Genomic DNA, 25,879 nt, shown 5'->3' with positions numbered 1-25,879 from the left:
TCCGCCGCATTGTTGCTCAGTTCAGCGTTGTTTCTCGCGGCCTGCGGCACCTCGGACACCTCCGAGCCGGCGGACATGGGCGGTGCGATCCCGCAACCTTCCCCGATCCCGCGGAACCCGGACGGGCGGGTGATCCCCCTTCCCGCCGGCCAGGATGCGGTCAGTGACCTGGAACGCGCCAACGGCGACATCCTCGGCGTGCGCACCCCCTCGGCGCTGTCCGTCGGTTCCATCGGGGCCTTCGGTGCCGGTGAGCAGAAGGTGCTCGACATCGACCCGGGATGCGGTGATCTCACCGCCACGGGAGACACCTTCGTGCTGCCCTGCCCCCAGGGTGTCTACCTGGTTGACTCCGCGTCCCCCGATCTCAGCGATCTCCGGGAGACGGAGAATCCTGCGACGGTGGCCGTGCTCACCTCGACCGGTGAGCTGATCGCAGGCAACAACGAGGATGCGACCCTGACCATCTACCGCGAGGGCACGGATCCGAAGACCTTCAAGGTCGCCTCGCCGACCGATCAGATGATCGCGGTCGAGGTCGATGGCCGCCATGACGCCGTCTACCGTTCCAACAACGCCAACACCACCATTCAGGATCTGGACTGGCCCAACAACAAGATGGGCGCGACACTGCGGGTGGGGCTGGGCGTCGGGCAGATCGCCGGTGGCGAGGACGGTCTCGCTGTCGTTTCGGACAACCGCGGCGGCCAGATCGCGATCTACAACGCCGATGATGTCATCCGGCTGCAGATGACCGCCCCCGTTGATCAGAGCCCGTGGGGTGTCGCCTGGGATGCGCCGCATGCACTGGCGTGGATCGCCTCCACCTCCGACAACCAGCTCGCCGGCTACCAGATCTCCGCCGGTGTTCCCGAGGAGAAGTACCGGCTGAACACCGTGGCCAATGCACTCAACGTCGTTGTGCTTGACGACGCCTCCCTCGTCGCCGCCTCGGCCTCCGGTGACGGGCTGCAGATCATAGACAATCCTGCCTCCCAGAAAGCCCAGAACCAATGACGAAGAAGTCCACCGCCCGCATCATCCGCCAGAAGGTCTACGACGCGAGTCTGACCCAGATGTTCAGGCTGAAGCCGGAGAGAATCCACGGTCTGATCAATGACGCCCTTCGCGTCGCCCAGCTCATCGGCCCCGTGAACCGTGCGATGGGCGCGATCGTGGCGGTGAAGGATCCGGTCCTGGAGCAGGAGGTCTTCGGACGTACCATCCCCCGCCCCCTCGGTCTCGCCGCCGGCTTCGACAAGAATGCCAACTCCCCTGATGTGTGGTCCCCGCTGGGCTTCGGCTATGCGGAGCTGGGAACCGTCACGGCGTCCCCGCAGCCGGGCAACCCCACCCCCCGGCTGTTCCGCCTGCCCGCGGACAAGGCAATCCTCAACAGAATGGGATTCAACAATCTCGGCGCGGCGGAGGTAGCGGACAATATCCGCCACCGCTCCAGCACCGATGTCATCGGCATCAACATCGGCAAGACCAAGGTTGTGCCCGCGGAGAAGGCGGCCGAGGACTACCGGCGCTCAGCCTCACTGCTGGGCGATCTCGCCGATTATCTCGTGGTCAATGTCTCCTCCCCCAACACACCCGGACTGCGCGACCTGCAGGCCGTGGAATCGCTGCGCCCGATTCTGAGCGCGGTTCAGGAATCCACGACGGTGCCGGTGCTGGTGAAGATCGCCCCTGATCTCTCCGACGAGGACATCGATGCGGTTGCCGATCTGGCCCTCGAGCTGGGCCTCGCCGGCATTGTGGCCACGAACACGACCATCTCCAGGCAGGGTTTGACAACCGACGCGGGTGAGGTGGAGGCGATGGGCCAGGGAGGGATCTCCGGGCCACCGGTTGCCGAGCGCGCGCTGGAGGTGCTCCGGCGCCTGCGTGCGCGGGTCGGCGACCGGTTGGTGCTCATCGGCGTGGGTGGGATCATGACAGCCGAGCAGGCATGGGAGAGGATCGGCGCCGGCGCCACCCTCCTGCAGGGCTACACGGGTTTCATCTACGGTGGGCCGGACTGGATCCGGGACATCCACCTCGGGCTCGCCGAGCAGGTTCATGCCCACGGCCTGTCCAATATTTCGGAGGCTGTGGGCAGGGGCCTGGGCTGGAAGGCTATTTAGGAAGCAGTGCCCGGCGGATGAACAGTCCGCAGAGGATGGCCACCACCGCCCAGGCACTCAACCAGAACTGCCCCACCCACATCAGGACGGTGTTCGGCAGCAGTCTGCTCAGGATGACCAGCACCACCGCGATCAACAGCGAAATGACCTGGATTCTCGAGCTCTCCTCGTATTTGCTGGTGGTGGCGAAGCCGCCGAGGATCAGTGCTGCGACGAGGATGAGCAGGAAACCGGCCGTAATACCGAAGAGGCGCATGAATCCCCCGGTGAACAGCTCGATGGCGGCGAAAACCAGCAGTACGGCGCCCAGTGCCACGAAGGCGCCGCCGATGCGGATTCCGGCGGGGACGCGGCGCCAGCCTGCGCGCTCCCCCGACTTGGACCGTGATTTCCCGGATGATGCACTCATGATGTGAGTGACACTACTAGTTCTGGTACCAACCCCACACAATGGCTCGCCCAATTGAGTGGAAATACAGGTTGAAGCCCAGCACGGTGGGGGTGGCGTCGGGGTCAATGTCGAGCTTCTCCACATCGACCGCGTGCACCGCGAACAGGTAGCGGTGGGGCGCATGGCCGGCGGGTGGCTGCGCGCCGTAGTAGCCACGCTTTCCGGAATCACCCCTTAGCGAGACCGAACCCTCGATCTCTCCACCGGCGGGGATCGAGTTCACCGATGCGGGAATGTTGAACACGGCCCAGTGCCAGAAGCCCGCGCCGGTCGGTGCATCCGGATCGAAGCAGGTGATGGCGATGGATTTGGTGCCTGCGGGCAGATCGGACCAGGACAGCTGCGGGGAGACATCGTTGCCGGCGAGCTGCGGTTCGCCGAGTTTCGCACCGTCGCGGATATCGGTGGAGCTCAGGGGGAAGGAGGGCAGATCCTTCAACGGTGCGTAGGGGTCGGGTCCGGGGAATCGGGGATCATTGTAGGTGCTCATACCCCCGTTTCTACCTGAACCCCGTCAACTACTCCACCTTTCATACAGCCGGGCGTAGGTCCCACCGGCGGCCACGAGGGTGGCGTGGGTGCCGTCCTCGATGATCTCGCCGGACTCCATGACGATGATGCGGTCCGCTGTGACCGCCTGGTCGAGCCTGTGCGCCACCACGAGGGAGGTCCGACCCCGTGCGATCTGCGATGCCGCCGTCTCCAGCAGCCTGGCGTTGTCACTGCCCGCCTCACTGGTCGCCTCGTCCATGATAAGCACCGGCGGATCGCGCAGGACGATCCGGGCGAGTGAGATCTGCTGCTGGACCTCGGGGGAGAGTTCCTCCGCCCCGGCACCGACCGCGGTATCGAGCCCCCGGGGGAACCAGCGGGCGTGGGCCCCGCTGCTTGCGTGGAGGCCCACGGCGGCCAGGGCGTCGACAAGCACCTCGTCCGGTGCACCGGGCGCCGCCATGAGCAGATCCTCCCGCAGAGTACCGGAGAACAAATGAACCTCCTGGCTGATCAGCGTGATCTGCCGGGTGGTCCAGGTGTCGGAGACCTGCGAGGTGTCGATTCCCGCCACCGACACCCGTCCGGAGTCCGGGCGCTGGAGGCCGGCGATCAGCGCCGCAAGGGTGGACTTCCCTGCCCCTGAGGTACCGACCAGGGCGGTCGTGGTGCCCGCCGCGAGGGTGAGATCGAGACCGGAGAGCACGGCGGCCCCACCCGGGTAGGAATAGTGCAGCTTCTCGACGCGCACCTCGGGCGCATCCTCCAGATCCGCGGGTTCCGGGGCCTCCGGAGCCAACTGCCTGAGGGTGGCCAGGCTGACCGCGCGCCCCAGGGAGGTCACCGCACTCTGAATCTCGGAGGAGAAGAACAGGATGTTGAACACATGGACCTCCATCCGCACGATCAGCACGACCGCGGCCGTCGCCGCACCGATGCTCAGCGTTCCATTGGCGCTGAGGAACGCCGCCATGATGAACACGCCGATCAGGAGGAAGCCGTAGGCCAGCGAACCGATACCGAGAACCACGGTGAAGATGGGGGTGCGATCCGCGCGCGCCTGAACCGCGGTCCAGGACGCCCCGCGCATGCGCCGCACGGCCCAGTCACCCAGGCGCAGTGCGCGCAGCGTGTCGATGCCCCTGATGGTGTCCAACAGCAGGTTGTTGCGGCGCGCCTCGGTACTGGAGACGATGTTGGTCGCGGTGGGGATGCGGGCGAGAATCGTGCGGATTCCGGGGATGATGATCACGGCGACGGAGATGAACACGAGGAGAAAGGACCAGTGGATGGCCACCAGTGACGCCAGGGTGGTGGGAAAGATGATGATCGTGATGGTCAGACGCACGCCGATCATGGAGATGATCCGGACCGTGTTGTCAATATCCTGGGTGATCCGACTGATCACGTTTCCCGTGCCGAGCTTCATCACCTCGGGCACCGGCGCCCGCAGCGCCGAGGACAGGGCCTCCTTGCGCAGATCCACCGACAACCTGCGGGTCGCCGAATTGATCAGGTACTGCATGATCGACCGACCGGCCGCCTCGATGAGGATGGCCGCACCCACGGCGGCCAGCAGAGCAGCCATCCCGCGGCCGCCGCCACCAATAAGTGGAAGGCTGACGCCGTTGAGCACATCGACCGAGAAGCCGAGCAGATTCGAGGTGCCCACCATTGCCCCGACGGTCACCAGGCTGATCAGGGTGAACAGCGCGAACCAGACGCGGCCCGGCCTGGAGGGCAGCGAGGACAGCAGGCGCGAGGAATCCCTCAGACTCGCGGGTGCCAGGGCATCGGCGGTGGGTGAGTTCTCCGTCATGGTGTGGCCTCATTGAGAATGTCGGAATAGACGCGGTCCGCAGTGACGTGCCAGGTGGTGTTGGAGGTGATCACCACGGTGCGCCGATCCTGTCTGAGTTCCGCCACCGACCTGGCCACCCTGTCCAGGGTGACCGAGTCCAGGCCGGTGGTCGGCTCATCCAGGATCAGCAGCTCCGGATCCGCTGCCAATACGCGCGCGAGTGCGACCCGCTGACGCTGACCACCGGAGAGATTCAATCCGGCCTCACCGATCGGGGTGGTGGGCAGAACGAGTCCAAAGTCCGGGTCCCGTGGGTCCGCACCCAGCCTCTGGAGAATATCAAGGCAGCTGGCCGCCTCCAGCGCGTCCCTGACCCTCCCCGGGTCGATCGTGCCCCGCGGATTGAGGTTCTCCTCCAGGGTCCCCTCGAACACGCTGACGCGGTGCGGTGCGACCAGCACATCATCGACATCTCGCAGCTTCTCCAGCTCGGCGTCCACATCCGCGCGGGTCTCCGGACGCCCGGGGTTCCAGACGGTCAGTCCGGGATCGATACGCACGGCCAGAGCTCCCGGGTTGGGTTCGCGGTGCACCGCGTCCAGATCGGCCACCAGCTCCCCCACCCGCTGGGTGGAGGCCTGGGAGCGCGCCCAGATTTCGGTGAGCATTCCCAGCGAGACGCCGAGGACGGTCAGTGACGGCGGCACCAGCAGCGTCACGGTGACCAGCTCACCACCGGTGATCCGCCCGTCATAGGCGAGGATCACAGCGTAGGCCAGCAATGCGATGCTGATAACCGCCGGAACGAACTGGCGCACGAAGTTCAGTGCCGCCTGCAGCCGCGCTTCGGCCAGCATGACGGCGAGTGCGGATTCAGCCGCCGCGGCGAACCGGGCCTCGGTGTATTCCACCGCCCCGAGTCCCTTGACCACCCGCGAACCCTGGGCCACATCGGTGGCGATGGCCACGGACTCCGCCTCCGCCTGTCGACGCCGCGCAGAGATGCGGGTAAGCGGCCGCGCGGTGAGGTAGGAGGCAAGCGCGGTCAGCAGACCGCCGACCGGGAGCAGCACCGCGATCATCGGGGAAATCGGCAGGATGGACACGGCCGAGCCCGCCAGGTAGCCGACCATCATGATCGGAAAATTGAGTACCTGCTTGAGGTCCCCGATCTGCACGGAATCCTGGTCGACGGTGTTGAGGACGGCCCCGGGAGTCAGCCGGTTGCGGGGCGTGCGAAGCAGTCGTCCGGAGAGTTCGAGGCGCAGGGTGTGCACGACCCGTGCCGCGGCCATGTCGGTCAGTGCATCCCCTGTGGCCTCCATGACGAACATGATCCAGAGCAAGAAGGCGATGGTCACCGAGATGACCAGCACGGGCATCACCCCGCCGTTGCCGAACGCCCAGTCGCTTCCGCGCCCGACCACGAGGGAGATCACCGCACCGAGGGCGCTGCTGATGAACATCGTCAGGATGATTGTCCAGGTACCGGCGGGATACGCCCAGAGGAAACGCCAGGTGGCCCGCCGGGTGCCGGTGGCTCCCTGACCATCGATGAGGCCCCGTTCCTCCACCGGTGAATCGGGGACGAACCAGGACCAGGTCCGCATCCTGCGGAGTTGGGGTGGCATGGCGTTAAAGATTACCAAAGAAAACCCGCACCCGGTCCCGGCCACCTCTGCACCGGCTGAACCGCCGTCGGGCGGTGCCTTACACACATGTAATTTCCGCGCACCACGATCGGTGCCGTGACCTGCAGATTTGTCTTTCAATCCGGGTTCAGGTTATTGTTTATCTCGTTGAAAGGGCGCATGCCCCGGAAATAATTCACCCGGCCCGGGTGGCGGAATGGCAGACGCGCTAGCTTGAGGTGCTAGTGTCCTATTAACGGACGTGGGGGTTCAAGTCCCCCTCCGGGCACACTTTTCCGCCGGAGATCTTATTTAAGATCCCCGGCGGTTTTGGCATATTCTGGACTCCATGACACTCACAATTGACCGGGCGGGTCCCTCCGACTACGGAGCGGCGGTGGATATTCTCATCGAGGCATTCGCCTCCGATCCCGGGTTTCTCCGCCTGATCCCCCAGCCCGATGAGGGCGGTACCAAACTCCGACAACTGTTCGAACTGCAGATTGACAGGCAATACGGTCCGGCGGGAATGGTGGACCTGGCCCGCAATGAACAGGGCGAGATTCTCGGGGTCGCGCTGTGGGACGGCCCCGATGACAACCATGACCTGGCGGAGCAGGCGAAGCTGCTGCCCCACCTGGTATCGATTTTCGGCGTCTCGGCGGCGCGACTGGTGCTCGGTGAACTGCACTCCGCACGCCAGCACCCCCGGTTCCCCCACTGGTACCTCTACACCATTGCCGCGACGGGGGCGGCCAGGGGCCAGGGGGTGGGAAGCACATCCCCGGGCCCAGGAGACCGTCCAGGCATAGGAAGGCGGTCTTGGGCTGGAAAAAATAAAGGCGCATCCCACCACCGCCCCCACCAGCGCGTTTGGCCACGCCACGTCCCGCGGCCACCACTCTCCCCCCCTCTACACCATTGCCGCGACGGGGGCGGCCAGGGGCCAGGGGGTGGGAAGCGCGCTGCTCGAGCACGGGATCAGTCGAGCCGGGGAGGAGGCGATCTATCTGGAGGCGACCACCACCAGGTCGGCGCAGCTCTACCACCGCCTGGGATTTGTCCCCCTCGGCTACATCCCCAACGACGATTCCCTTATTCCGGAACTGGCCATGTGGAAACCGCCGGCCATGCCGGGCCTGTGACCGGATCCTAGCCGCCGTCGAAGGCCGCCAGGATCCTCTGGGCCGCAAGGGTGGGAGTGGTCGTTCCCTCACGTAGCTGCCGCTCCATGGCGGCACTGGTCGTCTTCACCGCGGCATCATTGTCCAGACGCAGCCGGATGGTTTCATGAACCATCGCCCACATCCATCCGATCTGCTGCTGCCTGCGACGGTCCTCGAACAGTCCCTCCCGCTGCATCACCTCGTGATGGTCCATGACATAGCCCCAGAATTCATCCACGCCACTGCCCTCGACCGCGGACATGGTCAGCGTCGGGGGGTGCCACAGCTCGTCCTGGCTCCGGACCATGCGCATCGCAGCGGCGAGATCCCGTGCGGCGCGCTTCGCAAGCTTCTCGTTGGGGCCGTCCGCTTTGTTGATGGCGACGATATCGGCCATCTCCAGGACACCCTTCTTTATCCCCTGAAGCTGGTCGCCTGCTCCCGCCAGGGCCAGAAAGGTGAAGCAGTCCACCATCTGGTGAACGGCCACCTCACTCTGCCCCACCCCGACGGTCTCAACGAGGATGATGTCATACCCGGCGGCCTCGAACACCACAATCGCCTCACGCGTCGCCTTGGCGACGCCACCGAGGGTGCCCGCCGACGGGGAGGGCCGGATGAAGGCCGAATCCTCCTTGGACAGACGCGCCATCCGCGTCTTGTCACCGAGGATGGAACCACGGGTCTTCGTCGAGGACGGATCGATGGCGACGACCGCCACGCGGTGCCCCTCACCGATCAGCTTCATCCCGAGAGTCTCGATGAACGTCGACTTGCCCACTCCGGGCACACCCGTGATTCCCACCCGCAGGGCGTTGCCCGACTTCGGCAAGAGCCTGACCAGCAGTTCCTGTGCCAGCTCCCGGTGAGCCGGTGAGGTGGATTCCAGCAGGGTAATCGCACGGGCCAGCTTGGGCCGGTCATTGGCGAGCACGGCTGCGTAAAGATCGTCGACGTCGATCCGTTGACGGGCCCTCTTCAGCACCTCGGGTGCCACCGCGGTGGTGGAACCCAGGTCCGTGCCGCCCGTGGTTGTCAGAGTCCCCAGATGGTGTTCCAGGTATTCCCGATCACGCATTCACATCCACGTCCAGGTCGAAACCGAGGTTGGCGGCCAGTTTGTTGATCAGGTCGATCGCAGAATCGGCGATAACCGTTCCGGGAGGGTAGATCGCCACGGCACCGTCCTCGTAGAGCTCCTGGAAGTCACCCGGGGGGATGACACCTCCGACCACGATCATGATGTCCTCACGACCGAGTTTTGCCAGCTCGTTCTTCAACTCCGGCACCAGGGTGAGGTGACCGGCGGCCAGGGAGGAGACACCGACCACGTGGACATCGGCGTCGACGGCCGCCCGTGCGGCCTCCGCGGGAGTCTGGAAAAGTGGTCCCACATCGACGTCCATGCCGAGATCGGCAAAGGCGGAGGCGACAACCTTCTGTCCACGGTCGTGGCCGTCCTGTCCCATCTTCGCGATGAAGATCCTGGGACGACGTCCCTCCTCAGCCTCAAAGGCGTCCGCGAGGGCGATCGCCCTGGAGACATTGGACACAGCCCCCTCCTTTCCGACTTCCTCCTTGTACACACCCGACAGGGTCTTGATCTCCGCTTCGTGCCTGCCGAAGACGACCTCGAGGGCATCGGAGATCTCCCCCACCGTCGCCTTGGCGCGCGCGGCATCGACGGCGAGTTTGAGCAGATTGTGGTCGAGATCGCCCGGTTCCTTGTGCTCGATGCGCGCGGCCGCCGTAAGTGCCTCGAGCGCCGCGGTGACCTCGGCATCGTCACGCTCCGCCCGGAGCCTGGCCAGCTTCTCCAGCTGCTCGGCGCGTACCTTGGTGTTGTCGACCTTGAGCACCTCGATCTGCTCATCCTCTTCGACGACGTAGCGGTTGACGCCGATCAGTGCCTGCCTGCCCGAGTCGATACGCGCCTGGGTCCGTGCGGCGGATTCCTCGATGCGCAGCTTGGGGATGCCCTGGGTGGTGGCCTGGGCCATACCACCGGCCTCCTCGACCTCCTCGATGTGTGCGCGGGCGCGGTTGGCCAGCTCGTTGGTCAGCCACTCCACATAATATGATCCGGCCCAGGGATCGACTGGCCGGACGGTTCCGGACTCCTGCTGGAGCAGCAGCTGGGTGTTGCGGGCAATGCGGGCGGAGAAGTCGGTGGGCAGTGCGAGTGCCTCATCGAGTGCGTTGGTGTGCAGCGACTGCGTGTGACCCTGGGTTGCCGCCATCGCCTCGATCGCCGTTCGGGCGACGTTGTTGTAGACGTCCTGGGCGGTCAAAGACCATCCCGAGGTCTGGGAGTGGGTGCGCAGCGACTGGGACTTCGGGTTCTTCGGATCGAACTTCGCCACAAGCTCGCTCCAGAGCAGACGCCCGGCCCGGAGCTTGGCGATCTCCATGAAGGTGTACATCGAAATACCCCAGAAGAAGGAAAGGCGGGGGGCGAACTTGTCCACGTCCAGTCCCACATCCTTGCCCGCACGGATGTACTCGATACCGTCGGCGAGGGTGTAGGCCAGCTCCAGGTCCGCGGTGGCTCCGGCCTCCTGGATGTGGTAACCGGAAATCGAGATCGAGTTGAAGCGCGGCATCTTCAAAGAGGTGTACTCGAAGATATTGGAGATGATCCGCATCGAGGGCTTCGGCGGATAGATGTAGGTGTTACGGACCATGAACTCCTTGAGAATGTCGTTCTGGATCGTTCCCGCCAGCTGCTCGGGAGCCACGCCCTGCTCCTCGGCGGCGACGATGTAGAGCGCCAGCACCGGGAGGACCGCGCCGTTCATGGTCATGGACACGGAAACGGCGGAGAGATCGATCCCCTCAAACAGCTGCCGCATGTCCAGGATGGAGTCGATGGCCACACCGGCCATGCCGACGTCACCGAGCACACGTTCATTGTCGGAGTCGTATCCACGGTGTGTGGCCAGATCGAAGGCCACGGACAGGCCCTTCTGCCCCGCGGCGAGGTTGCGGCGGTAGAAGGCGTTGGATTCCGCGGCCGTGGAGAATCCTGCGTACTGGCGGATGGTCCAGGGCTGATTGGTGTACATCGTCGGATAGGGTCCGCGCATGAAGGGCTTCTGCCCTGGCAGGGAATCCAGGGGGTGCCCGGAGGCCGCGGCCTCGGCCCTGTCCTCCGCGGTGAAGACTCGCTTGACGTCGATGCCCTCCGGGGTGTGCCAGATCTGATCTGCCGCAGCGGGCTCCGCCGCACCGGCGGAGGCGGGATGTTCGCCGAGGGGAACGTCGGAAAAATTGGGAATGTTTGTCATGGTGGTTGCTATGCTCCCAGCGTATCCAGCAGACCGGAAAGTACTTCCGCTGCGTCGATCTTCATGTTCAGGTAGCCGTCGGGCTGTACGGAGGCACCCTCGAAGGATGCCGGTGCGCCCGCCAACAGGATCTTTCCCGCTCCCGCCTCGCGGAGTTTCTCCACGGCGAGTTCCCCAGAGGATGCGTACTCCTGATCGGTGCCACAGATGACGACGATCCCGGCGCCTCCAGCGGACTCGAACTCCGGCGTACCGGGGGTCAGCTCACCCGGGTTGACCACGGCGATTCCACCGGAGGCAAGCAGGTTGGTGACGAAACCGGTGCGGATGTTGTGCTTGGACAGCGGTCCCAGGGGGATCAGGGTGATGCTCGGACGCTGACCCGTGCGATCCAGGAATGCGTCGGAACGGTTTCGGAAGGATTCGAACTCCGCGGCCCAACGACGCACTCCCGCCGGCTCGTGCCGCAGTTCCGGTGCGAGCGGGGCCTCGGCCAGATTCGGGAACTCGTTGATGCCGGTCAGCTGCTTGCGCCTGGTGGCGATCAGGTGCCGGGTGCTCTCGTGCATCTCATCGAGTGCACGGGCGACGCTGCCGTTGGCCAGGGCGGCCCGGAAGCCACCCTCGGCCTCGATCCCGGTGAACACGGCCCATGCCTTCGCCGAGAGTTCATCGGTGAAGCTCTCCACATAATAGGAGCCGCCCGCGGGATCCACGACGTGACCGAGATGGGACTCCTCGAGCAGCAGCAGGTTGGTGTTCCGTGCGATGCGGTGGGCGAAGTTCCGCGAGGTTCCTGGCATGCCGCCGGGGATCGCGTAATCGAAGGTGAGCACCTCAACATCGGTGGCTCCACCGACACCGCCGGCGAAGGCGGCGACCGTGCTGCGCAGCATGTTCACCCAGGCGTCACGCTGACTGAACATCACGGGGGCGGTCAGTGCGGACTGCGGTGCCGCGGCCTCCTCGGGATGCCCGAGAACCTCGCACACCCTGGCCCAGAGCCGGCGCGCGCTGCGCAGCTTGGCGATCTGACCGAACTGGTCATCGGTGACCGCGAAGCGGAAGGCGATCTGGCGCAGGGCCTCGGCGGTGGAAAGCCCCGCCTCGGTGAGCAGGCGGACGTACTCGACGCCCACGGCGAGGGCCAGCCCCACCTCCTGGGCGTCGCTGGCGCCCTGGTTGGACAGTGAAACGGCGTCCACCAGCAGGGTACGCACGCCGGGGCGTCCGGCGAGCGTGACGGCCAGTGCGACCGACTCATCCAGGGATGCCGTTTCACTGCCGTCGACCGCCGCGGTCAGCGGCGCGGCACCCAACGTCACCCCGGGGGTCCCGGTGGCGTCGAGAAGCTCCAGAATCCTGTTCGCCGCCTCGCTCAGCCGGCTGCCCGCATGGACGTGGATGGGCACCAGATCGGTGAGCACCCCGTCCAGGACGACCGGAAGATCCGCCGGCGTCAGTGAGGAACGGAGATCCAGGGACAGGGTCGTGGTACCGAAGTTCAGCGCGTGGAGTATCTGCCTGTTCACCTCCGCGGAGCTGTCCCCGTAGGTGCCGAAGGTCTCGCAGACCCCCCATCCCTCGCGCTCGCCGTCAACGGCGGTTCCGCGGGTGAAGGGGAACACCCCCGGCAGCTCGGTGTTGGGTTCGCCGTGCTCGTCCGCCCGCGTGTAGAGCGGGGAAATGTCCACGCCGTCCGCGGTGGTGACGATCAGCCTGCGCCACACGTCCGGGGGAACATCCTTTACATCCTTCTTTTGAACCCTGGCGAAGACCCCTGCAACGGCCTTGTGCCAGGCATCCAGGTTGTCAGTGAAGGAACCAGGTAAAGAGGCATCTCTGAGATCAGTCAACTTGGAAATACTCCCCATCGAAAAGTGTGCCTATAGTGTCGGCGGACCACATCGGAGCATCGCTTCCGAAAAATGAATCAGCAACGTATGCGATATGCAATCTGCTTCACCGACAACGATAACCCACATCCGGGGTCACAGCCGGAGTTTCGGGGGTGGAGATTCACAAATCACAGCGAGCTGCGTCACGCAATGCGGACAATCGCCGGTCACCCGCGGCCCATTGCCGGCGGCACCGGTTGTAGAGTCTTCCCCATGGAGCGAGACGAGGATGGCGCGGACACCGCGGCGGGCGATCAACCACCGGTCACCTCCCGGCTGCGCACCGGTCTGACAGCGGCCGCGAACTTCATCCTCACCACGGCTTCCGATGCGTTGGCTACGGTGCGATCGTGGACACCGCTCAGGGCGATCACGATCGCAACGGCGCTTGCCCTGTTCATAGCCGTGACCGTCTTCGTGGACGTCCCCTCCATCGGCACGCTGCGGCACTGGGCGGAGGATGCGGGCGGTTCCTTCATCGTCCTGTTCTGCCTGCTGTACATCGGTCTCACGCAGTTTCCCGTTCCCCGCACCGTGCTCACCCTGTCCTCGGGTGTCCTCTTCGGTCCCGTACTCGGAAGCATCGTCGCCCTGGGCAGCACCACCGCCTCCGCCGCGATTTCGCTGGTGATCGTCCGCCGCATCCTCGGCGACTGGATGAGACCACGGCTGACCCATCCGGCGGTGGCGGGCATCGATCTCCGGCTCCGGCACCGCGGCTGGCTGGCCGTGGGTTCACTGCGCATGATCGCCGCCATCCCCTTTTCCATCCTCAACTACTTGACCGCACTGACCAGCGTCTCGCTGCTGTCCTTCGTGCTGGCCACCCTCGTGGGATCGGCGCCGGGAACGATTGTCACGGTTGTGCTCGGCGATGCGCTGAGCGGTGGCGGGGATCTCAGGTTGATCCTGCTCAGCGTGGCTCTCGCAGGTCTGGGCCTGGTCGGGATCATCGTGGATCGGCATCTCCCAGTCAAGGCTGACGAGTAGAATTCTCCGGGTATGCTGGATGAAAACAGCCAGAGAAGAGGAATCGAATGTGGGCGCTGCATGCCAGATACCGGGGACGGGACACGCGCAGGGCGGAATTGGTCGGTCGCTTCGCGGAGGCGCTGTCCACCCTTGACGGTGTCGGGGAGTTTGAGAAGCTCGGCGTGGAGGATATCCGCGCCAACATCGATTCGGCGACCGCAGCCTGCGATGTCGTGATGGCGCTGCTGGCGGCCGGTGACTGGGCCATCGGCATCGGGGTGGTCCCCGGTGCGGATACCGACGATGACGCCCATCTGAGGGAGATGGCGGTGGAGGCCGCCGGCGATGCCCTCCGACCCACGGCCCGCAGCGGGGTGGTCAGGGTGCGGATCTCGGGGGCCAGGCGCGACGATGTCCGTGCCTTCAACATCAGTGCTGCCTTCGCCCTGCTCTCGCAGGTGCTCGGAAAACGCTCGATCGAGGGCAGGGAGGCGACCTCCCTGGTCCGCTCCGGACTCAACCAGAATGAGGCCGCCGAGGAGTTGGGAATCTCCAAGCAGGCGATGTCCCAGCGGCTCCAGGCGGCGGGTTGGCACGCGGAGCAGGCCGGTTGGCAGCTAGCGGTGAACCTGCTGGCGCAGGCGGCGCAGCGGCACCCCGCCTGACGACGCCGCCCCTTTGCACCCCGGCGGCGCGGCCACCCGGGGACTAGATCTGCTGGTGGAAGCCCTCCGGAAGGCCCCGGTCCTCCTCAGTGGGATCGGGCTTGGTCTTCGGCGCGGTCTTGCCGAGCGCCAGCTCCGCGGGATCGGGATCGACCGGCTTGTTGGCCACGGCGTTGGCGGCGGCGACCGCCGCGGCGATCTCCGGGTCGGACTCCGTGGAGAACCACTCCGCAATGTCATCGGCGTTGGCCAGATCCCTCGTCTCCTCATCAACGGAGGATGCCTCATAGCGGAAGACACCATCCTCGCTCCTGTCCCCGAACTGGCGGGCGAAGGCCTCGAGGGAATCGGAGAACTGACTGGGGATGACCCACATCTTGGAGGACTTCCCATCGGCAATCTGGGGCAGCTTCTCCAGGTACTGGTAAGCCAGCACCTCCGGGGTCAACTTTGCGGCCTTGATGGCGGCGTTGACCTTCTGGATCGCGCGGGCCTCTCCCTGCGCCTGGAGGTATCTGGCGGCACGTTCACCCTCCGCCCGCAGGATCATGGCCTGCCGCTCGGCCTCCGCACTGAGGATGGCCGCGTGCTTCTCGCCCTCGGCGGAGAGGATCTTCGCCTGCTTCTCGCCCTCTGCCGTCTTGATGTCCGCCTCCCTCTGCCCTTCGGCGGTGAGGATCGTCGCGCGCTTCTCGCGGTCGGCCTTCATCTGCTTTTCCATCGACTGCTGGATCGACGGTGGCGGATCGATGGCCTTGAGCTCCACCCTGCTGATGCGCAGTCCCCACCTGGTCGTTGCGGCGTCGAGCTCACCGCGTAGCCGGCGGTTGATCACCTCACGGGAGGTCAGCGTCTCCTCGAGGGTCATGCTTCCGACCACGTCGCGGAGGGTGGCCACGGAGATCTGCTCGACACCGACGATGTAGTTGTCCACTCCGTAGATCGCCTTGGCCGGGTCATTGATCTGGAAGGTGACCACGATATCAATGGCCACGGTCAGGTTGTCCTGCGTGATCACGGCCTGCGGCGGGAAGGACACCACGCGTTCACGGGTGTCAATCCTGGCACGGACGCGATCGACGAAGGGTACGAGCAGGGTCAGGTTTCCGGACACGGTGCGCGTATACCGGCCGAGTCTTTCAATGACGGCCGCCTCACCCTGCGGAATCAAGGCAATTGACTTGATTACCACAAAGGCGACGAACACCAGGAATACGATGGCAAGAATGAGACCTGTCATGGGTCCTCCATATTGTTGTCGGTTTCAGTTGTGTTCACGGTTGCTTCCAGACCACTGCGGTGGCACCGTCGATGCTGATGACATGGACGCGTTCACCCTCATCGAAGGCGTGGGACGGGTCCAGGCTGCGGGCCGACCAGATGGAACCGTCCATGCGAATCTGCCCACCCTGTTCGTCGATGCGCTCGAGGACGATCGCCGTTGACCCGAGCAGGGCCTGCGGGGAGGTGTCCAGCACCGCGGGTTTGTGCAGTCGGCGCTTGAGCGCCGGACGGAGGAAGAGCAGCAGGGCTACCGAGGATAGCGCGAAGGTCAGAAACTCTGCCCAGACCGGGACCCCGATCGCCGAGACCCCGGCGGTGGCCAGGGCCGCGCCGGCGAGCATGAGCAGGGTGAACTCACCAGCCGCGAGTTCGAGTCCCGCCAGGACCAGTGCGCCGATGAACCAGATGATCGCTCCCACCTAGCCCACCGTACCTAAACGGGGACAATCAGGGGTCGGCTCCCGCGCCGGGCTAGGCGAGCGCATCCTCCTTGCTCAGGTCGTGGTTGGTGACAAAGTCCACCAACCGCTCCACCGCGCCGATCAGCGTGTGGTCGAGGTCGCGGAAGGAGTTGACGGCACCGTAGACGCGGTGCCAACCCTCCTTCGGGTTGCTCCAGCCGACCCTGCGGCAGACACCGGTCTTCCAGTCCTCGCCGTAGGGCACCTCGGGCCAGGCACGCAGCCCCAGGCGCTCGGGCTTCACCGCGGCCCAGATGTCGATGTAGGGGTGACCGGTCACCGCCACATCGGGACCGAGCGACCGCGTCAACCGCGATTCCTTGGAGCCCTCCACCAGGTGATCGGCCAGGACCCCGATTCTCCGCCCCGGACCGGGGCCGAACTCGGCGAGGCGGACGGGCAGGTTGTCCAGACCCTCGAGGTACTCCACCACCACCCCCTCGACGCGGAGATCATGGCCCCAGACCTTCTCCACGATGGCGGCGTCGTGGATTCCCTCCACCCAGATCCTGGAGGGTGCGGCGACTTTCGCCTGCACGTTGCTTACCCGCCGGGAGCCGGAGTTCGACCTTTCCGGTTCCCGCCTTGGAACGTGACGTACCAGTGTGACAATCGAGCCATCAACCATGAATCCACCCCTGCGCAGCTTGTAGAGCTGCTCCCGACCCCGACGGTCCTCGAGTCGGATGAAGTCACCGTCATAGGTTTTCTCGAAGCCGGTGACCGCACCGACGAAACCGTCACCGCGGACCTCCACGACCAGCCCGGGTTCAGCAGGGACGAGCGGGTAGTCGGGGGTCCTGCTGCGGGCGTGCCCGCCGAAAATATCTCCTGAGTAGGGGTCTGTAGGGCTCATGGGCATCAACCATATCCAATGGGCTGGACTAGACTGACCTTCCGTTATGGAAATGCGTTCACAGGTTTACTCCCCACTGCAAAACACCGCCGTCTGGCTGGGTGCGTGGATCTACGATCTGGTGCCCACCGAGGAAGTCATCGACGCCTTCGTCGATCTCGGCGGAACCCACGCGATCGACGAAGGCGGTCTCCTCGACCTGCTGCGCAGGGTCAGGGAGACCGTCGCACCGCTTGTCGACGCCCCCTTCACCGAACCACTGATCACACTGGCCCTCAGCGGACCGGGTGATCCACGGGCCGCACTGCGTGCGGCCGGCACGGCGGAGGGTGCGTTGATCATCCGTGGCGTCGACAAGCGGGTGTCCCATGCACTGGTCCCCGAACGGCTGGACGGTTCGACTCTGTGGACCTGGACGGAGTACGAGGGCCCGCCGAGTCCCGAGTCCCACCTCTCCCCCGGTGACGCCGATGCGCTGCTCACCACGGCTACCGCGGAGGCCGCGAGGATGATCGAGGCCACGGCGTACTCCACGCTGGCTCCCGCATCCCTGAGGAACCCACGGCTGACCGTTGGAACACTCTCGGACTTCTACGACACACCGGGACTGCCTCACGATGTCCCGCCCCGGGCTGCGAAACTGTTCGCGCGTGCCGACCGCGTGGCCGCAATCGTGGAGACGGTCCAGCAGACCATGGGTGAGCACTCCCTCGACCCGCAGCTGATCGGTCTCTGGCGCCACATCCGCGGCGCCCGGATGGCGGGGGTCAGCTACACGCTGGCCGAGTTCGCACGTTTGTGAACGCGCATCGGTAGGCAGCATCCCTCGGCGCAGGGAGCACCGTTGACCGAGGTGCCGCGCAGGGGCAGGCAACCCCGGCGTTCCGGCTGCCGGTGGCTGCCCTGCTCCTCGATCAGATCGACGACCATGGCGGCGAAGGACTCGGTGGGTCCGGCCGTGGCGGTCCGAACAACGGTCATTCCACGCCTGGCCGCCTCGTCCATGAGTTCGGAGTCCAGGTCCCAGATGACCTCCATGTGGTCGGATATGAAGCCCACGGGGCAGACCACCAGGGTGTCGATACCGCGCTCATTGAGATCCACAGCGTGGTCAACGATGTCCGGCTCGAGCCAGGGAACATGGGGGGCACCGGAACGCGACTGCCAAACCACGTCATAGTCAGTGATTCCCAGTCCCTCCGCGATCAGGGCGGAGGATTCACGGACCTGGTCGGAATACAGGGATCCGTCGATCTTGGTGCCATCGGCATCGACTGAGGTCAACGGAATCGAGTGTGCGGTGAACACCAGACGGGCTCGGCCGCGTCGGTCCTCGGGCAATTCGGCGAAGGAGTCGCGCACATGTGCGACCATGGTGTCGATGAAAAGGGGATGATCGTAAAACTGGCGAATCTTGGTGAAGGTGATCGCCGGCAGGCCCTCGGCGTCCAAATGCTCGATCAGTTGCTGGATATCCTCCTGGTACTGGCGGCATCCCGAATACCCGCCCCACGCGGAGGTGGCCAGGACCAGGGCGTTCCGGACGCCGTCGCGCGCCATCTGCTCCGCGGCATCGGCACCGTAGGGCAACCAATTGCGGTTACCGAAATACACCGGAATCGATATTCCGCGGTCGGCGAGCTCCCTCTCCACGTTCGCGATGATCTCCCGGTTGAGTCCGTTGATGGGGCTCACCCCACCGAAGTGGTGGTAGTGGACGGCCACGTCGTCCAGCCTCTCGGGCGGGATACCCCGCCCACGGGTGACATTCTCCAGGAAGGGACGAACCTCCTCGTGCCCTTCGGGACCACCGAAGGAGAGCACGAGGAGGGCATCATAGGCATCCGGACGGCTCGCATTCATAACGAGAACCTTAACAACTTTCGATTGATATTGCACAAAATTCGATTGAGCACCACCCATCGATAGGTACAGCCACTTTTCCGCCGGGTGGGGCTAGAGCAGCCTCACGGCGTACTCGGTCATCCCCGACCAGCGCACCGGCGAGATCCTGACCGTCGAACCCGACTGCGGCGCCTCCAGCATCTGACCGTTACCGAGGTAGATGGCGACATGCTGGGATGCACCGGGACCGTAGAAGATGAGATCACCGCGCTGCATGCTTGAGGGCGAGACCTTGGTGCCGTGCTGATACTGGTAACCGGTGTAGTGGGGAAGCGAGATCCCCACCCCGGCGAATGCGTAGAGAACCAGTCCCGAACAATCGAAACCGACCTTGTTGTAATCACCGTAGGAATCAGCCACTCCACCGTCCCGGATTCCCAGGGTCGGACCGTTAGCGTCACCGCCACCCCACGCATAGGGCATCCCGATCTGGCTGCTGGCGCGAGCGATGACGGCCTCAATCCTGGCGGCCCGGTCGCCGGTAACAACCTCCTCGACGATATCATCGGCGGATTCGTCGACGACACTGCCGGAGCCGGAGCCGCCGGAGCCGGTTCCGCCGGGGCTCGGCGCGGTTTGGGCCGGCGCGGTTTGGGCCGGCGCGGTTTGGGCCGGCGCGGTTTGGGCCGGCGCGGTTTGGGCCGGCGCGGTTTGGGCCGGCGCGGTTTGGGCCGGCGCGGTTTGGGCCGGCGCGGTTTGGGCCGGGCTGGCCGCGGCCGTCTGCTCCGCTTCATTGGCCGCGGCCAACGCCGCTGCGGCAGCGGCAGCCGCGGCCAGGGCCGCCTGCTGTACCCGCTTGGCCTCCGCGTCCTCGGCCGCCTTCTGCTCCGCGGCCGCGCGGGCACGCTCGGCTTCCGCCTGCGCCTCGCGCGCACGCTGTTCCGCGGCCGCGCGGGCGACCGCCTCCCGCTCTGCCTGGGCCTCGGCTGCCGCCTTCTCGGCCGCCGCGCGTGCCGCGGCCTCAGCGGCCTCGGTCTTCCGCTTCTCCTCGGCTGCGGCGGCGGCCGCGGCCTCCGCCTCCTTTCGTTCAGCCTCGGCGCGCTGATAGTCCTGGTACTCCTGACGCTGCCCCTGCAGGGTGTCCGCCTGGGAACGGGCAGCGGCCAGGCTGCGCTCGGCCTCCCCCCGCTGGGCCACCAGCGCATTGCGGTCCGCATTCAGCGAATTGACCTGAGCCGAGTTACGCTCGATGGCCTCCCGCGTCGTCCGCTCCTGTTCCGCGGCCTCCGCCTCGCGCTGATCGGCGAGGTTGCGGGCCACCCGAAGTGCAGATTCCTTGTTGGCATTCTCGGTGCGCAGCCGATCGAGCTCCGCTACGGCCTCACGCTGCTTGTCCGCAGTTGTCCGCAGGTAGGTCTGCCGATCGAGAGCATCCTCGTTGGCGCTGTTTCCCGACATTCCGGAGAGTCCCTTGGAGGTACCGTTTTGACGGTAGGCGGCACGGGAAAGCTCGTTGAGCCGCTCCTGCGCGGCCTCGATATCTGCCTGGGATGAATCGAGATCGACCTTCGCTGCGTCGGCTTCCGCCCGCGCGCGCTGCGCCTCCGCCTGAGCGTCCTGGAGATCCACCACGGCCTTGTTAACCGCTTCGCGGAGTCCACCCATCTCCATTTCCAGCCGGTTGATCTCACCGTCCCTGGCAGAGATCTCGCCGGCGAGGCGGGAGACATCCCCGTTGCCCGCCTCGATCTGACCCTGCGCATCCGCGATTTCCGCGTCCGAGGGGTTGACGGGCTGTGCCACAGCGGGCGTCAGCGTCAGCGCGAGGCTACCGCTGATGGCCACCGCAACCAGGGCGCGGACGACGAGGGCACCTCTTCTGACGCACCCGGTGGTGCGGCGTGTAGCAGTCAAGGCCACGATATCTCCTGTTCTTTCTGAGAATCACTCGAGATCCAGTTTCCACACTTGAAAAACCTTCCCAGAGTGTTCCCGCGAGCCAGTCCCGGGACTTCTTGACCCACAAACAGGATCGATCACCCGAGCGATCCCGGCACACGCAACCCAACACCTCTCGCGAACGCCATCCTTGGCAAGCTTCCCCGTTTGCCCGAATTGGAAGTACGCAAATGCATTGAGTTAGAGAAGTTCATCGAGTGACGCTTGAACATTCCAGTGTCCGAGATTGACTACAGGGTTCGAATCCGACTCGTGAGTCGATAATTGAACACTAAGCCACCCAGATAACTTTCGATACATACTTAACATCCGCCCCAGCAGAAAAGGCCAGCCCGCGCACCTATATGCGTGGGCTGGCCTGCGAGAACTCTTTACCAGTTTGTTATTGTGATCTTGGTTACATTCGGACGGATAACGGCGCGCCACCGGAGAGCGAGAGGCTGGACATCTGGGGAGGGTAAATGGATAGTCAAGTTCCCATGGTTTACATCTAGGCGTTGTGGCCAGTCAGGGACGGCGTCGCCCCACACTGACGGCCGACAGAACAACGACGACCAGTAGCACAATTCCGACAATCAATGAGCTCTGGGCCCAGTCAATCTCCCCGAATCGAGATTCCGTTACATCACGAATCAGCAACTTGGAGCCCGCGACATAGTCATTGGTGCTGAGAAACCCGTGCTGAGCAGATTCAAGCGAAGCCCTCGAATGGACCTCGCTGACCACCGCCCCGGAACCCGGAGCCCGCACCGCAACGGTGTCCACCGAGGACTGATTGAGCACCTCCTGTGCCACATCACGGAGGCTCGCGGTGAACTCCGGAGTCTGATCAAGGACGACGATCCCCAGTGAGCCGAAACCGTCGGCCGTCGCATCCCTGGTCACGGCGACCAGGTCGCCCTGGAGGTCGGGGTACTGTCCAGCGGTGAGCGCACCCATATAGACGGCACTATCGTCGACATCTGTGACAATCTGATCGATATCAATGTTCTCCGGAATCATGAAAACGCCTTTCGCCCAACGGATCAGTACACGTAACTACCCAGCCATGCCACGAAACAGGGGTAATTCGGGGGTGGTCAAAAGGTCACCCTGCGCTCGCCGCAAGATGCCGCATTGCCGACAAATCCCCTGCCTGAGGTTGGAAACCACGGTAGCAGTGCATTTCATCCACACCGAAAGGCCACGCAGAAACGGGACGCATTCCACAACAGAACGCCCGTACTGTTAGGATAATGGTGACGTAGGGTCTGTTCCGGAATGTTCCCGGGACGAACCCGAAGTTTTCCTCCGCTGGCCCAGCCGATGCAACGGCCGGCGAAACCTCACCCTGGAAAAGTTAGAAATGGAGCTCACTGTGACTGAAAGCAAGAACTCCTTCAATGCCAAGAGCACACTCGAGGTCGGCGGGAAGTCCTATGACTATTTCGCCCTCTCCGCAGTGCCCGGCATGGAGAAGCTGCCATACTCCCTCAAGGTTCTCGGCGAGAACCTTCTGCGCACCGAGGATGGCGCGAACATCACCTCCGAGCACATCGAGGCGATTGCCAACTGGGATGCTTCTGCCGACCCGAGCATTGAGATCCAGTTCACTCCCGCACGCGTGCTCATGCAGGACTTCACCGGCGTCCCCTGTGTCGTCGACCTGGCAACCATGCGCGAGGCGGTAAAGACCCTCGGCGGCGACCCGGATCAGGTCAACCCCCTGAACCCCGCTGAGATGGTCATCGACCACTCCGTCATCGTCGAGGCCTTCGGCCGCCCCGATGCCCTCGCCAAGAACGTCGAAATCGAGTACGAGCGCAACCAGGAGCGCTACCAGTTCCTGCGCTGGGGCTCCGAGTCCTTCTCCAACTTCCGTGTCGTTCCCCCGGGAACCGGCATCGTGCACCAGGTCAATATCGAGTACCTCGCCCGCGTCGTCTTCGACAACAACGGACTGGCGTACCCCGACACCTGTATCGGCACTGATTCCCACACCACGATGGAGAACGGACTTGGCATCCTGGGCTGGGGCGTCGGCGGCATCGAGGCCGAGGCCGCGATGCTCGGCCAGCCGGTGTCCATGCTCATCCCGCGCGTCGTCGGATTCAAGCTCACCGGCGAGATCCCCGTTGGCGTCACCGCCACCGACGTGGTTCTCACCATCACTGAGATGCTGCGCCAGCACGGTGTGGTCCAGAAGTTCGTCGAGTTCTACGGTTCCGGCGTCAAGGCCGTTCCGCTGGCAAACCGCGCCACCATCGGCAACATGTCCCCCGAGTTCGGCTCCACCTGTGCGATGTTCCCCATCGACGAGGAGACCACCAAGTACCTGCGTCTGACCGGTCGCCCCGAGGAGCAGGTGGCACTGGTCGAGGCCTACGCAAAGGCACAGGGCATGTGGCTGGCGGAGGAGAACACCGAGGTCGAGTACTCCGAGTACCTCGAGCTCGACCTGTCCACCGTGGTCCCCTCCATCGCCGGCCCCAAGCGTCCCCAGGACCGCATCCTCCTCTCCGAGGCCAAGGAGAAGTTCCGCGAGGATCTCACAGTCTACACCGACGATGATGTCCAAACCGACTGGTCCATCCCGGCGAAGCGCATGGTCAATGAGGGCGGCGGACTGCCCGAAAGTGACAGCAATTACGACAACTACAATGCATCCGCGGCAGGTCACGGCGAATCAGCCGCCGACGGCGCCCAGGGCCGTCCCTCCAAGCCTGTGATCGTCTCCTCCCCCCAGGGTGGCGAATACACCATCGATCACGGCATGGTTGCCATCGCCTCGATCACCTCCTGTACCAACACCTCGAATCCCTCCGTCATGATTGGAGCGGGCCTGATCGCCCGTAAGGCCAACGAGAAGGGTCTGACCTCCAAGCCCTGGGTCAAGACCATCTGCGCCCCGGGTTCCCAGGTCGTTGACGGCTACTACCAGCGTGCGGACCTCTGGAAGGACTTGGAGGCTCTCGGCTTCTACCTCTCCGGCTTCGGCTGCACCTCGTGCATCGGCAACTCCGGTCCGCTTCCGGAGGAGGTCTCCGAGGCGATCAACGAGCACGATCTCACCGCCACCGCGGTGCTCTCTGGCAACCGCAACTTCGAGGGACGCATCTCCCCCGACGTCAAGATGAACTACCTCGCGTCGCCGATCATGGTCATCGCCTACGCGATCGCCGGCACCATGGACTTCGATTTCGAGACCCAGCCCCTCGGCCAGGACGTGGACGGCAATGATGTCTTCCTCAAGGACATTTGGCCGACCACCGAGGAGATCGAGGAGACCATCCAGCAGGCGATCTCCCGCGAGCTCTACGAGGCTGATTACGCGGACGTGTTCAAGGGTGACAAGCAGTGGCAGGAGCTGGACGTCCCGACCGGAAAGACCTTCGAATGGGACGAAAACTCCACCTACATCCGCAAGGCCCCCTACTTCGACGGCATGCCCGTTGAACCGGAGCCGGTCACCGATATCTCCGGCGCACGTGTGCTGGCGAAGCTGGGCGATTCCGTCACCACCGACCACATCTCCCCCGCCTCCTCCATCAAGCCGGGCACCCCGGCCGCGCAGTACCTGGATGAGCACGGCGTGGAGCGCCACGACTACAACTCGCTGGGCTCCAGGCGCGGTAACCATGAGGTCATGATGCGTGGCACCTTCGCCAACATCAGACTCCAGAACCAGCTGGTGGACATCGCTGGTGGCTACACCCGCGACTTCACCCAGGAGGGTGGCCCCCAGGCCTTCATCTACGACGCCGCCGTCAACTACAAGAAGGCCGGCATCCCGCTGGTCGTCCTGGGTGGCAAGGAGTACGGAACGGGTTCCTCGCGTGACTGGGCCGCCAAGGGCACCAACCTGCTCGGCGTGCGAGCGGTGATCACCGAGTCCTTCGAGCGTATCCACCGCTCCAACCTCATCGGTATGGGTGTCGTTCCGCTGCAGTTCCCCGCGGGCGAGTCCCACGGCTCCCTGGGCATCGATGGTACCGAGACCTTCGATATCACCGGTCTGACCGCGCTCAACGAGGGCACCATCCCCTCCACGGTCAAGGTCACCGCCACCAAGGAAAACGGCGACAAAGTCGAGTTCGACGCCATCGTCCGCATCGATACACCCGGTGAGGCCGATTACTACCGCCACGGCGGCATCCTGCAGTACGTGCTCCGCCAGATGGCTTCGGCATAAGGCAAGAAGCACGGGTATCCCGACAGCGGGACCACGGAAGGGGGCCACTTCGGCACCGCGCGGATTCCCACCGCCGGGGCCGGGTGGCCCCCTTTTCCACACTCTTCCGATACCGATTTCTAGGAGTTAACATGCCGGTGAACGATGGTCGAAAGCCACTCAACAGCCGCCAGGAGATCCTCGAGGGCGCCCGCCGATGCTTCGCGGAGTTCGGCTACGAGGGGGCCACCGTGCGGCGCCTGGAACAGGCCACCGGCAAATCACGGGGAGCCATCTTCCATCACTTCGGGGACAAGGAGAAACTCTTCCTCGCCCTGGCCCGTGAGGACGCGGCCCGCATGGCTGAAGTGGTATCCGACAACGGCCTGGTCGAGGTCATGCGGGGAATGCTGGAGGACCCCGATCGGTATGACTGGCTGGCCATTCGACTCGAGATCTCCAAGCTCCTTCGCACCGATCCCGTGTTCCGCGCCAAGTGGCTCGATCACCAGAGTGTTCTGGACGAGGCGGTTCGCGTCCGGCTGGCCAAGAACGCGGACGGGGGGAAGATGCGCACCGACGTCCCTGTCGAGGTGCTGCACACCTATCTGGAGACGGTCATGGACGGATTCATCACACGGTTGGCAACCGGTGCCTCCACGGAGGGACTGGACCAGGTGCTCGATCTCGTGGAACACTCCGTCCGCAGCTCCGAGCACTAACCGGAGACGTTTTGACCGTCGATCGGCCGGGCGGGATCCAGCCGGCAGTTTCATTCACTCCCGTCCCCCGGGGGTGCTGGGCACCAACCAACGCAGTCACCGCATCG

20 protein-coding genes, 1 tRNA gene and 2 pseudogenes are annotated in these 25,879 nt (G+C 64.7%); 9 read left to right on the top strand and 14 right to left on the bottom strand.

Annotated features, from left to right (window positions below; genetic code table 11):
- Positions 1-9: 9 nt before the first annotated feature.
- A complete protein-coding gene (locus B7E02_RS08265; RefSeq protein WP_245802228.1) occupies positions 10-1,017 on the top strand; it encodes a YncE family protein in 1,008 nt (335 codons plus the stop codon).
- Complete coding sequence (locus B7E02_RS08260; protein WP_080794911.1) at positions 1,014-2,132, top strand: quinone-dependent dihydroorotate dehydrogenase; 1,119 nt, start codon at positions 1,014-1,016, stop codon at positions 2,130-2,132. Before B7E02_RS08265 ends, B7E02_RS08260 begins: the two co-directional genes overlap by 4 nt.
- Here the strand turns inward: B7E02_RS08260 and B7E02_RS08255 are convergent.
- The 5 genes and pseudogenes from B7E02_RS08255 to B7E02_RS08240 form a co-directional block, all read right to left on the bottom strand.
- Entirely contained in the window at positions 2,125-2,541 is a 417-nt protein-coding gene (locus B7E02_RS08255; protein WP_080794909.1) for a hypothetical protein, read from the bottom strand. The two genes, B7E02_RS08260 and B7E02_RS08255, sit on opposite strands and share 8 nt — an antisense overlap.
- 16 nt (positions 2,542-2,557) lie before the next feature.
- Complete coding sequence (locus tag B7E02_RS08250) at positions 2,558-3,073, bottom strand: YbhB/YbcL family Raf kinase inhibitor-like protein (RefSeq protein WP_080794907.1); 516 nt, start codon at positions 3,071-3,073, stop codon at positions 2,558-2,560.
- Positions 3,074-3,097: 24 nt separating this feature from the next.
- Positions 3,098-3,785 (bottom strand): annotated as a pseudogene (locus B7E02_RS14945) (ATP-binding cassette domain-containing protein); the annotation flags it as partial.
- Between the two features lie 206 nt (positions 3,786-3,991).
- Positions 3,992-4,894, bottom strand: a pseudogene (locus B7E02_RS14940) (ABC transporter transmembrane domain-containing protein); the annotation flags it as partial.
- The gene (locus B7E02_RS08240) at positions 4,891-6,507 is read right to left on the bottom strand and encodes an ABC transporter transmembrane domain-containing protein (RefSeq protein WP_245802227.1); all 1,617 of its coding nucleotides are present in this window, start codon (positions 6,505-6,507) and stop codon (positions 4,891-4,893) included. The gene B7E02_RS08240 and the pseudogene B7E02_RS14940, both read right to left, overlap by 4 nt.
- Positions 6,508-6,710: 203 nt before the next feature.
- Between B7E02_RS08240 and B7E02_RS08235 the strand changes: the two genes are divergently transcribed.
- Positions 6,711-6,796 (top strand) — tRNA-Leu (locus tag B7E02_RS08235).
- A 664-nt stretch (positions 6,797-7,460) separates the two neighbouring features.
- Positions 7,461-7,652: an N-acetyltransferase gene (locus tag B7E02_RS14665; protein WP_245802226.1), complete on the top strand. Its 192-nt coding sequence runs from the start codon at positions 7,461-7,463 to the stop codon at positions 7,650-7,652.
- 7 nt (positions 7,653-7,659) lie between these two features.
- Here B7E02_RS14665 and meaB read toward each other — a convergent pair whose 3' ends face one another.
- Genes meaB through B7E02_RS08210 form a run of 3 tightly spaced genes read right to left on the bottom strand, consistent with a single transcriptional unit; the run spans position 7,660 to position 12,816 of the window.
- Positions 7,660-8,751, bottom strand: coding sequence for a methylmalonyl Co-A mutase-associated GTPase MeaB (gene meaB / locus B7E02_RS08220; RefSeq protein WP_080794899.1), 1,092 nt, complete (start codon positions 8,749-8,751; stop codon positions 7,660-7,662).
- A complete protein-coding gene (gene scpA, locus B7E02_RS08215) occupies positions 8,744-10,960 on the bottom strand; it encodes a methylmalonyl-CoA mutase (protein ID WP_080794897.1) in 2,217 nt (738 codons plus the stop codon). The genes meaB and scpA overlap by 8 nt, the downstream gene beginning before the upstream one ends.
- An 8-nt stretch (positions 10,961-10,968) precedes the next feature.
- Positions 10,969-12,816, bottom strand: coding sequence for a methylmalonyl-CoA mutase family protein (locus B7E02_RS08210; RefSeq protein ID WP_425429791.1), 1,848 nt, complete (start codon positions 12,814-12,816; stop codon positions 10,969-10,971).
- 255 nt (positions 12,817-13,071) lie between these two features.
- Here B7E02_RS08210 and B7E02_RS08205 point away from each other — a divergent pair, with 255 nt between their 5' ends.
- Both B7E02_RS08205 and B7E02_RS08200 read left to right on the top strand, forming a co-directional pair.
- Complete coding sequence (locus B7E02_RS08205; protein WP_080794893.1) at positions 13,072-13,848, top strand: TVP38/TMEM64 family protein; 777 nt, start codon at positions 13,072-13,074, stop codon at positions 13,846-13,848.
- A gap of 47 nt (positions 13,849-13,895) precedes the next feature.
- Entirely contained in the window at positions 13,896-14,495 is a 600-nt protein-coding gene (locus tag B7E02_RS08200) for a MarR family transcriptional regulator (RefSeq protein WP_080794892.1), read from the top strand.
- Between the two features lie 43 nt (positions 14,496-14,538).
- Here the strand turns inward: B7E02_RS08200 and B7E02_RS08195 are convergent, their stop codons facing one another.
- From B7E02_RS08195 to B7E02_RS08185, 3 genes are read right to left on the bottom strand one after another with little or no spacing between them, the layout of a single operon-like run.
- Positions 14,539-15,735 carry an SPFH domain-containing protein gene (locus B7E02_RS08195; RefSeq protein ID WP_080794890.1) on the bottom strand — a complete coding sequence of 399 codons (1,197 nt, stop codon included), beginning with the start codon at positions 15,733-15,735 and terminating at the stop codon, positions 14,539-14,541.
- Positions 15,736-15,769: 34 nt separating this feature from the next.
- A complete protein-coding gene (locus B7E02_RS08190) occupies positions 15,770-16,198 on the bottom strand; it encodes an NfeD family protein (RefSeq protein ID WP_080794888.1) in 429 nt (142 codons plus the stop codon).
- A 52-nt stretch (positions 16,199-16,250) separates the two neighbouring features.
- The gene (locus tag B7E02_RS08185; RefSeq protein WP_080796854.1) at positions 16,251-17,096 is read right to left on the bottom strand and encodes a DUF3097 domain-containing protein; all 846 of its coding nucleotides are present in this window, start codon (positions 17,094-17,096) and stop codon (positions 16,251-16,253) included.
- Between the two features lie 46 nt (positions 17,097-17,142).
- On the opposite strand from B7E02_RS08185, the gene B7E02_RS08180 reads away from it, so the two are divergent.
- Positions 17,143-17,898 carry a hypothetical protein gene (locus tag B7E02_RS08180; protein WP_080794886.1) on the top strand — a complete coding sequence of 252 codons (756 nt, stop codon included), beginning with the start codon at positions 17,143-17,145 and terminating at the stop codon, positions 17,896-17,898.
- Here B7E02_RS08180 and B7E02_RS08175 read toward each other — a convergent pair.
- From B7E02_RS08175 to B7E02_RS08165, 3 genes are all read right to left on the bottom strand, one after another.
- Entirely contained in the window at positions 17,868-18,959 is a 1,092-nt protein-coding gene (locus B7E02_RS08175; protein ID WP_080794884.1) for a ferrochelatase, read from the bottom strand. The genes B7E02_RS08180 and B7E02_RS08175 overlap by 31 nt on opposite strands.
- A 93-nt stretch (positions 18,960-19,052) precedes the next feature.
- The gene (locus tag B7E02_RS08170; RefSeq protein WP_080794882.1) at positions 19,053-20,861 is read right to left on the bottom strand and encodes a DIP1281 family NlpC/P60 protein; all 1,809 of its coding nucleotides are present in this window, start codon (positions 20,859-20,861) and stop codon (positions 19,053-19,055) included.
- 546 nt (positions 20,862-21,407) lie between these two features.
- Positions 21,408-21,902, bottom strand: a complete 495-nt coding sequence (locus tag B7E02_RS08165) for an Rv1476 family membrane protein (RefSeq protein WP_080794881.1) — start codon at positions 21,900-21,902, stop codon at positions 21,408-21,410.
- 355 nt (positions 21,903-22,257) lie between these two features.
- Here B7E02_RS08165 and can point away from each other — a divergent pair, with 355 nt between their 5' ends.
- Positions 22,258-25,071 (top strand): aconitate hydratase, encoded by a 2,814-nt coding sequence (can, locus tag B7E02_RS08160; protein WP_218672385.1) that lies wholly within the window; start codon positions 22,258-22,260, stop codon positions 25,069-25,071.
- A 131-nt stretch (positions 25,072-25,202) separates the two neighbouring features.
- The gene (locus tag B7E02_RS08155; protein WP_080794877.1) at positions 25,203-25,772 is read left to right on the top strand and encodes a TetR/AcrR family transcriptional regulator; all 570 of its coding nucleotides are present in this window, start codon (positions 25,203-25,205) and stop codon (positions 25,770-25,772) included.
- Positions 25,773-25,879 lie beyond the last annotated feature (107 nt).

The organism is Corynebacterium pacaense (assembly GCF_900169525.1).
Taxonomy (GTDB): domain Bacteria; phylum Actinomycetota; class Actinomycetes; order Mycobacteriales; family Mycobacteriaceae; genus Corynebacterium; species Corynebacterium pacaense.
Note: the sequence above shows the minus strand (reverse complement) of the source record. Positions and strands in the feature narration are given on the sequence as shown.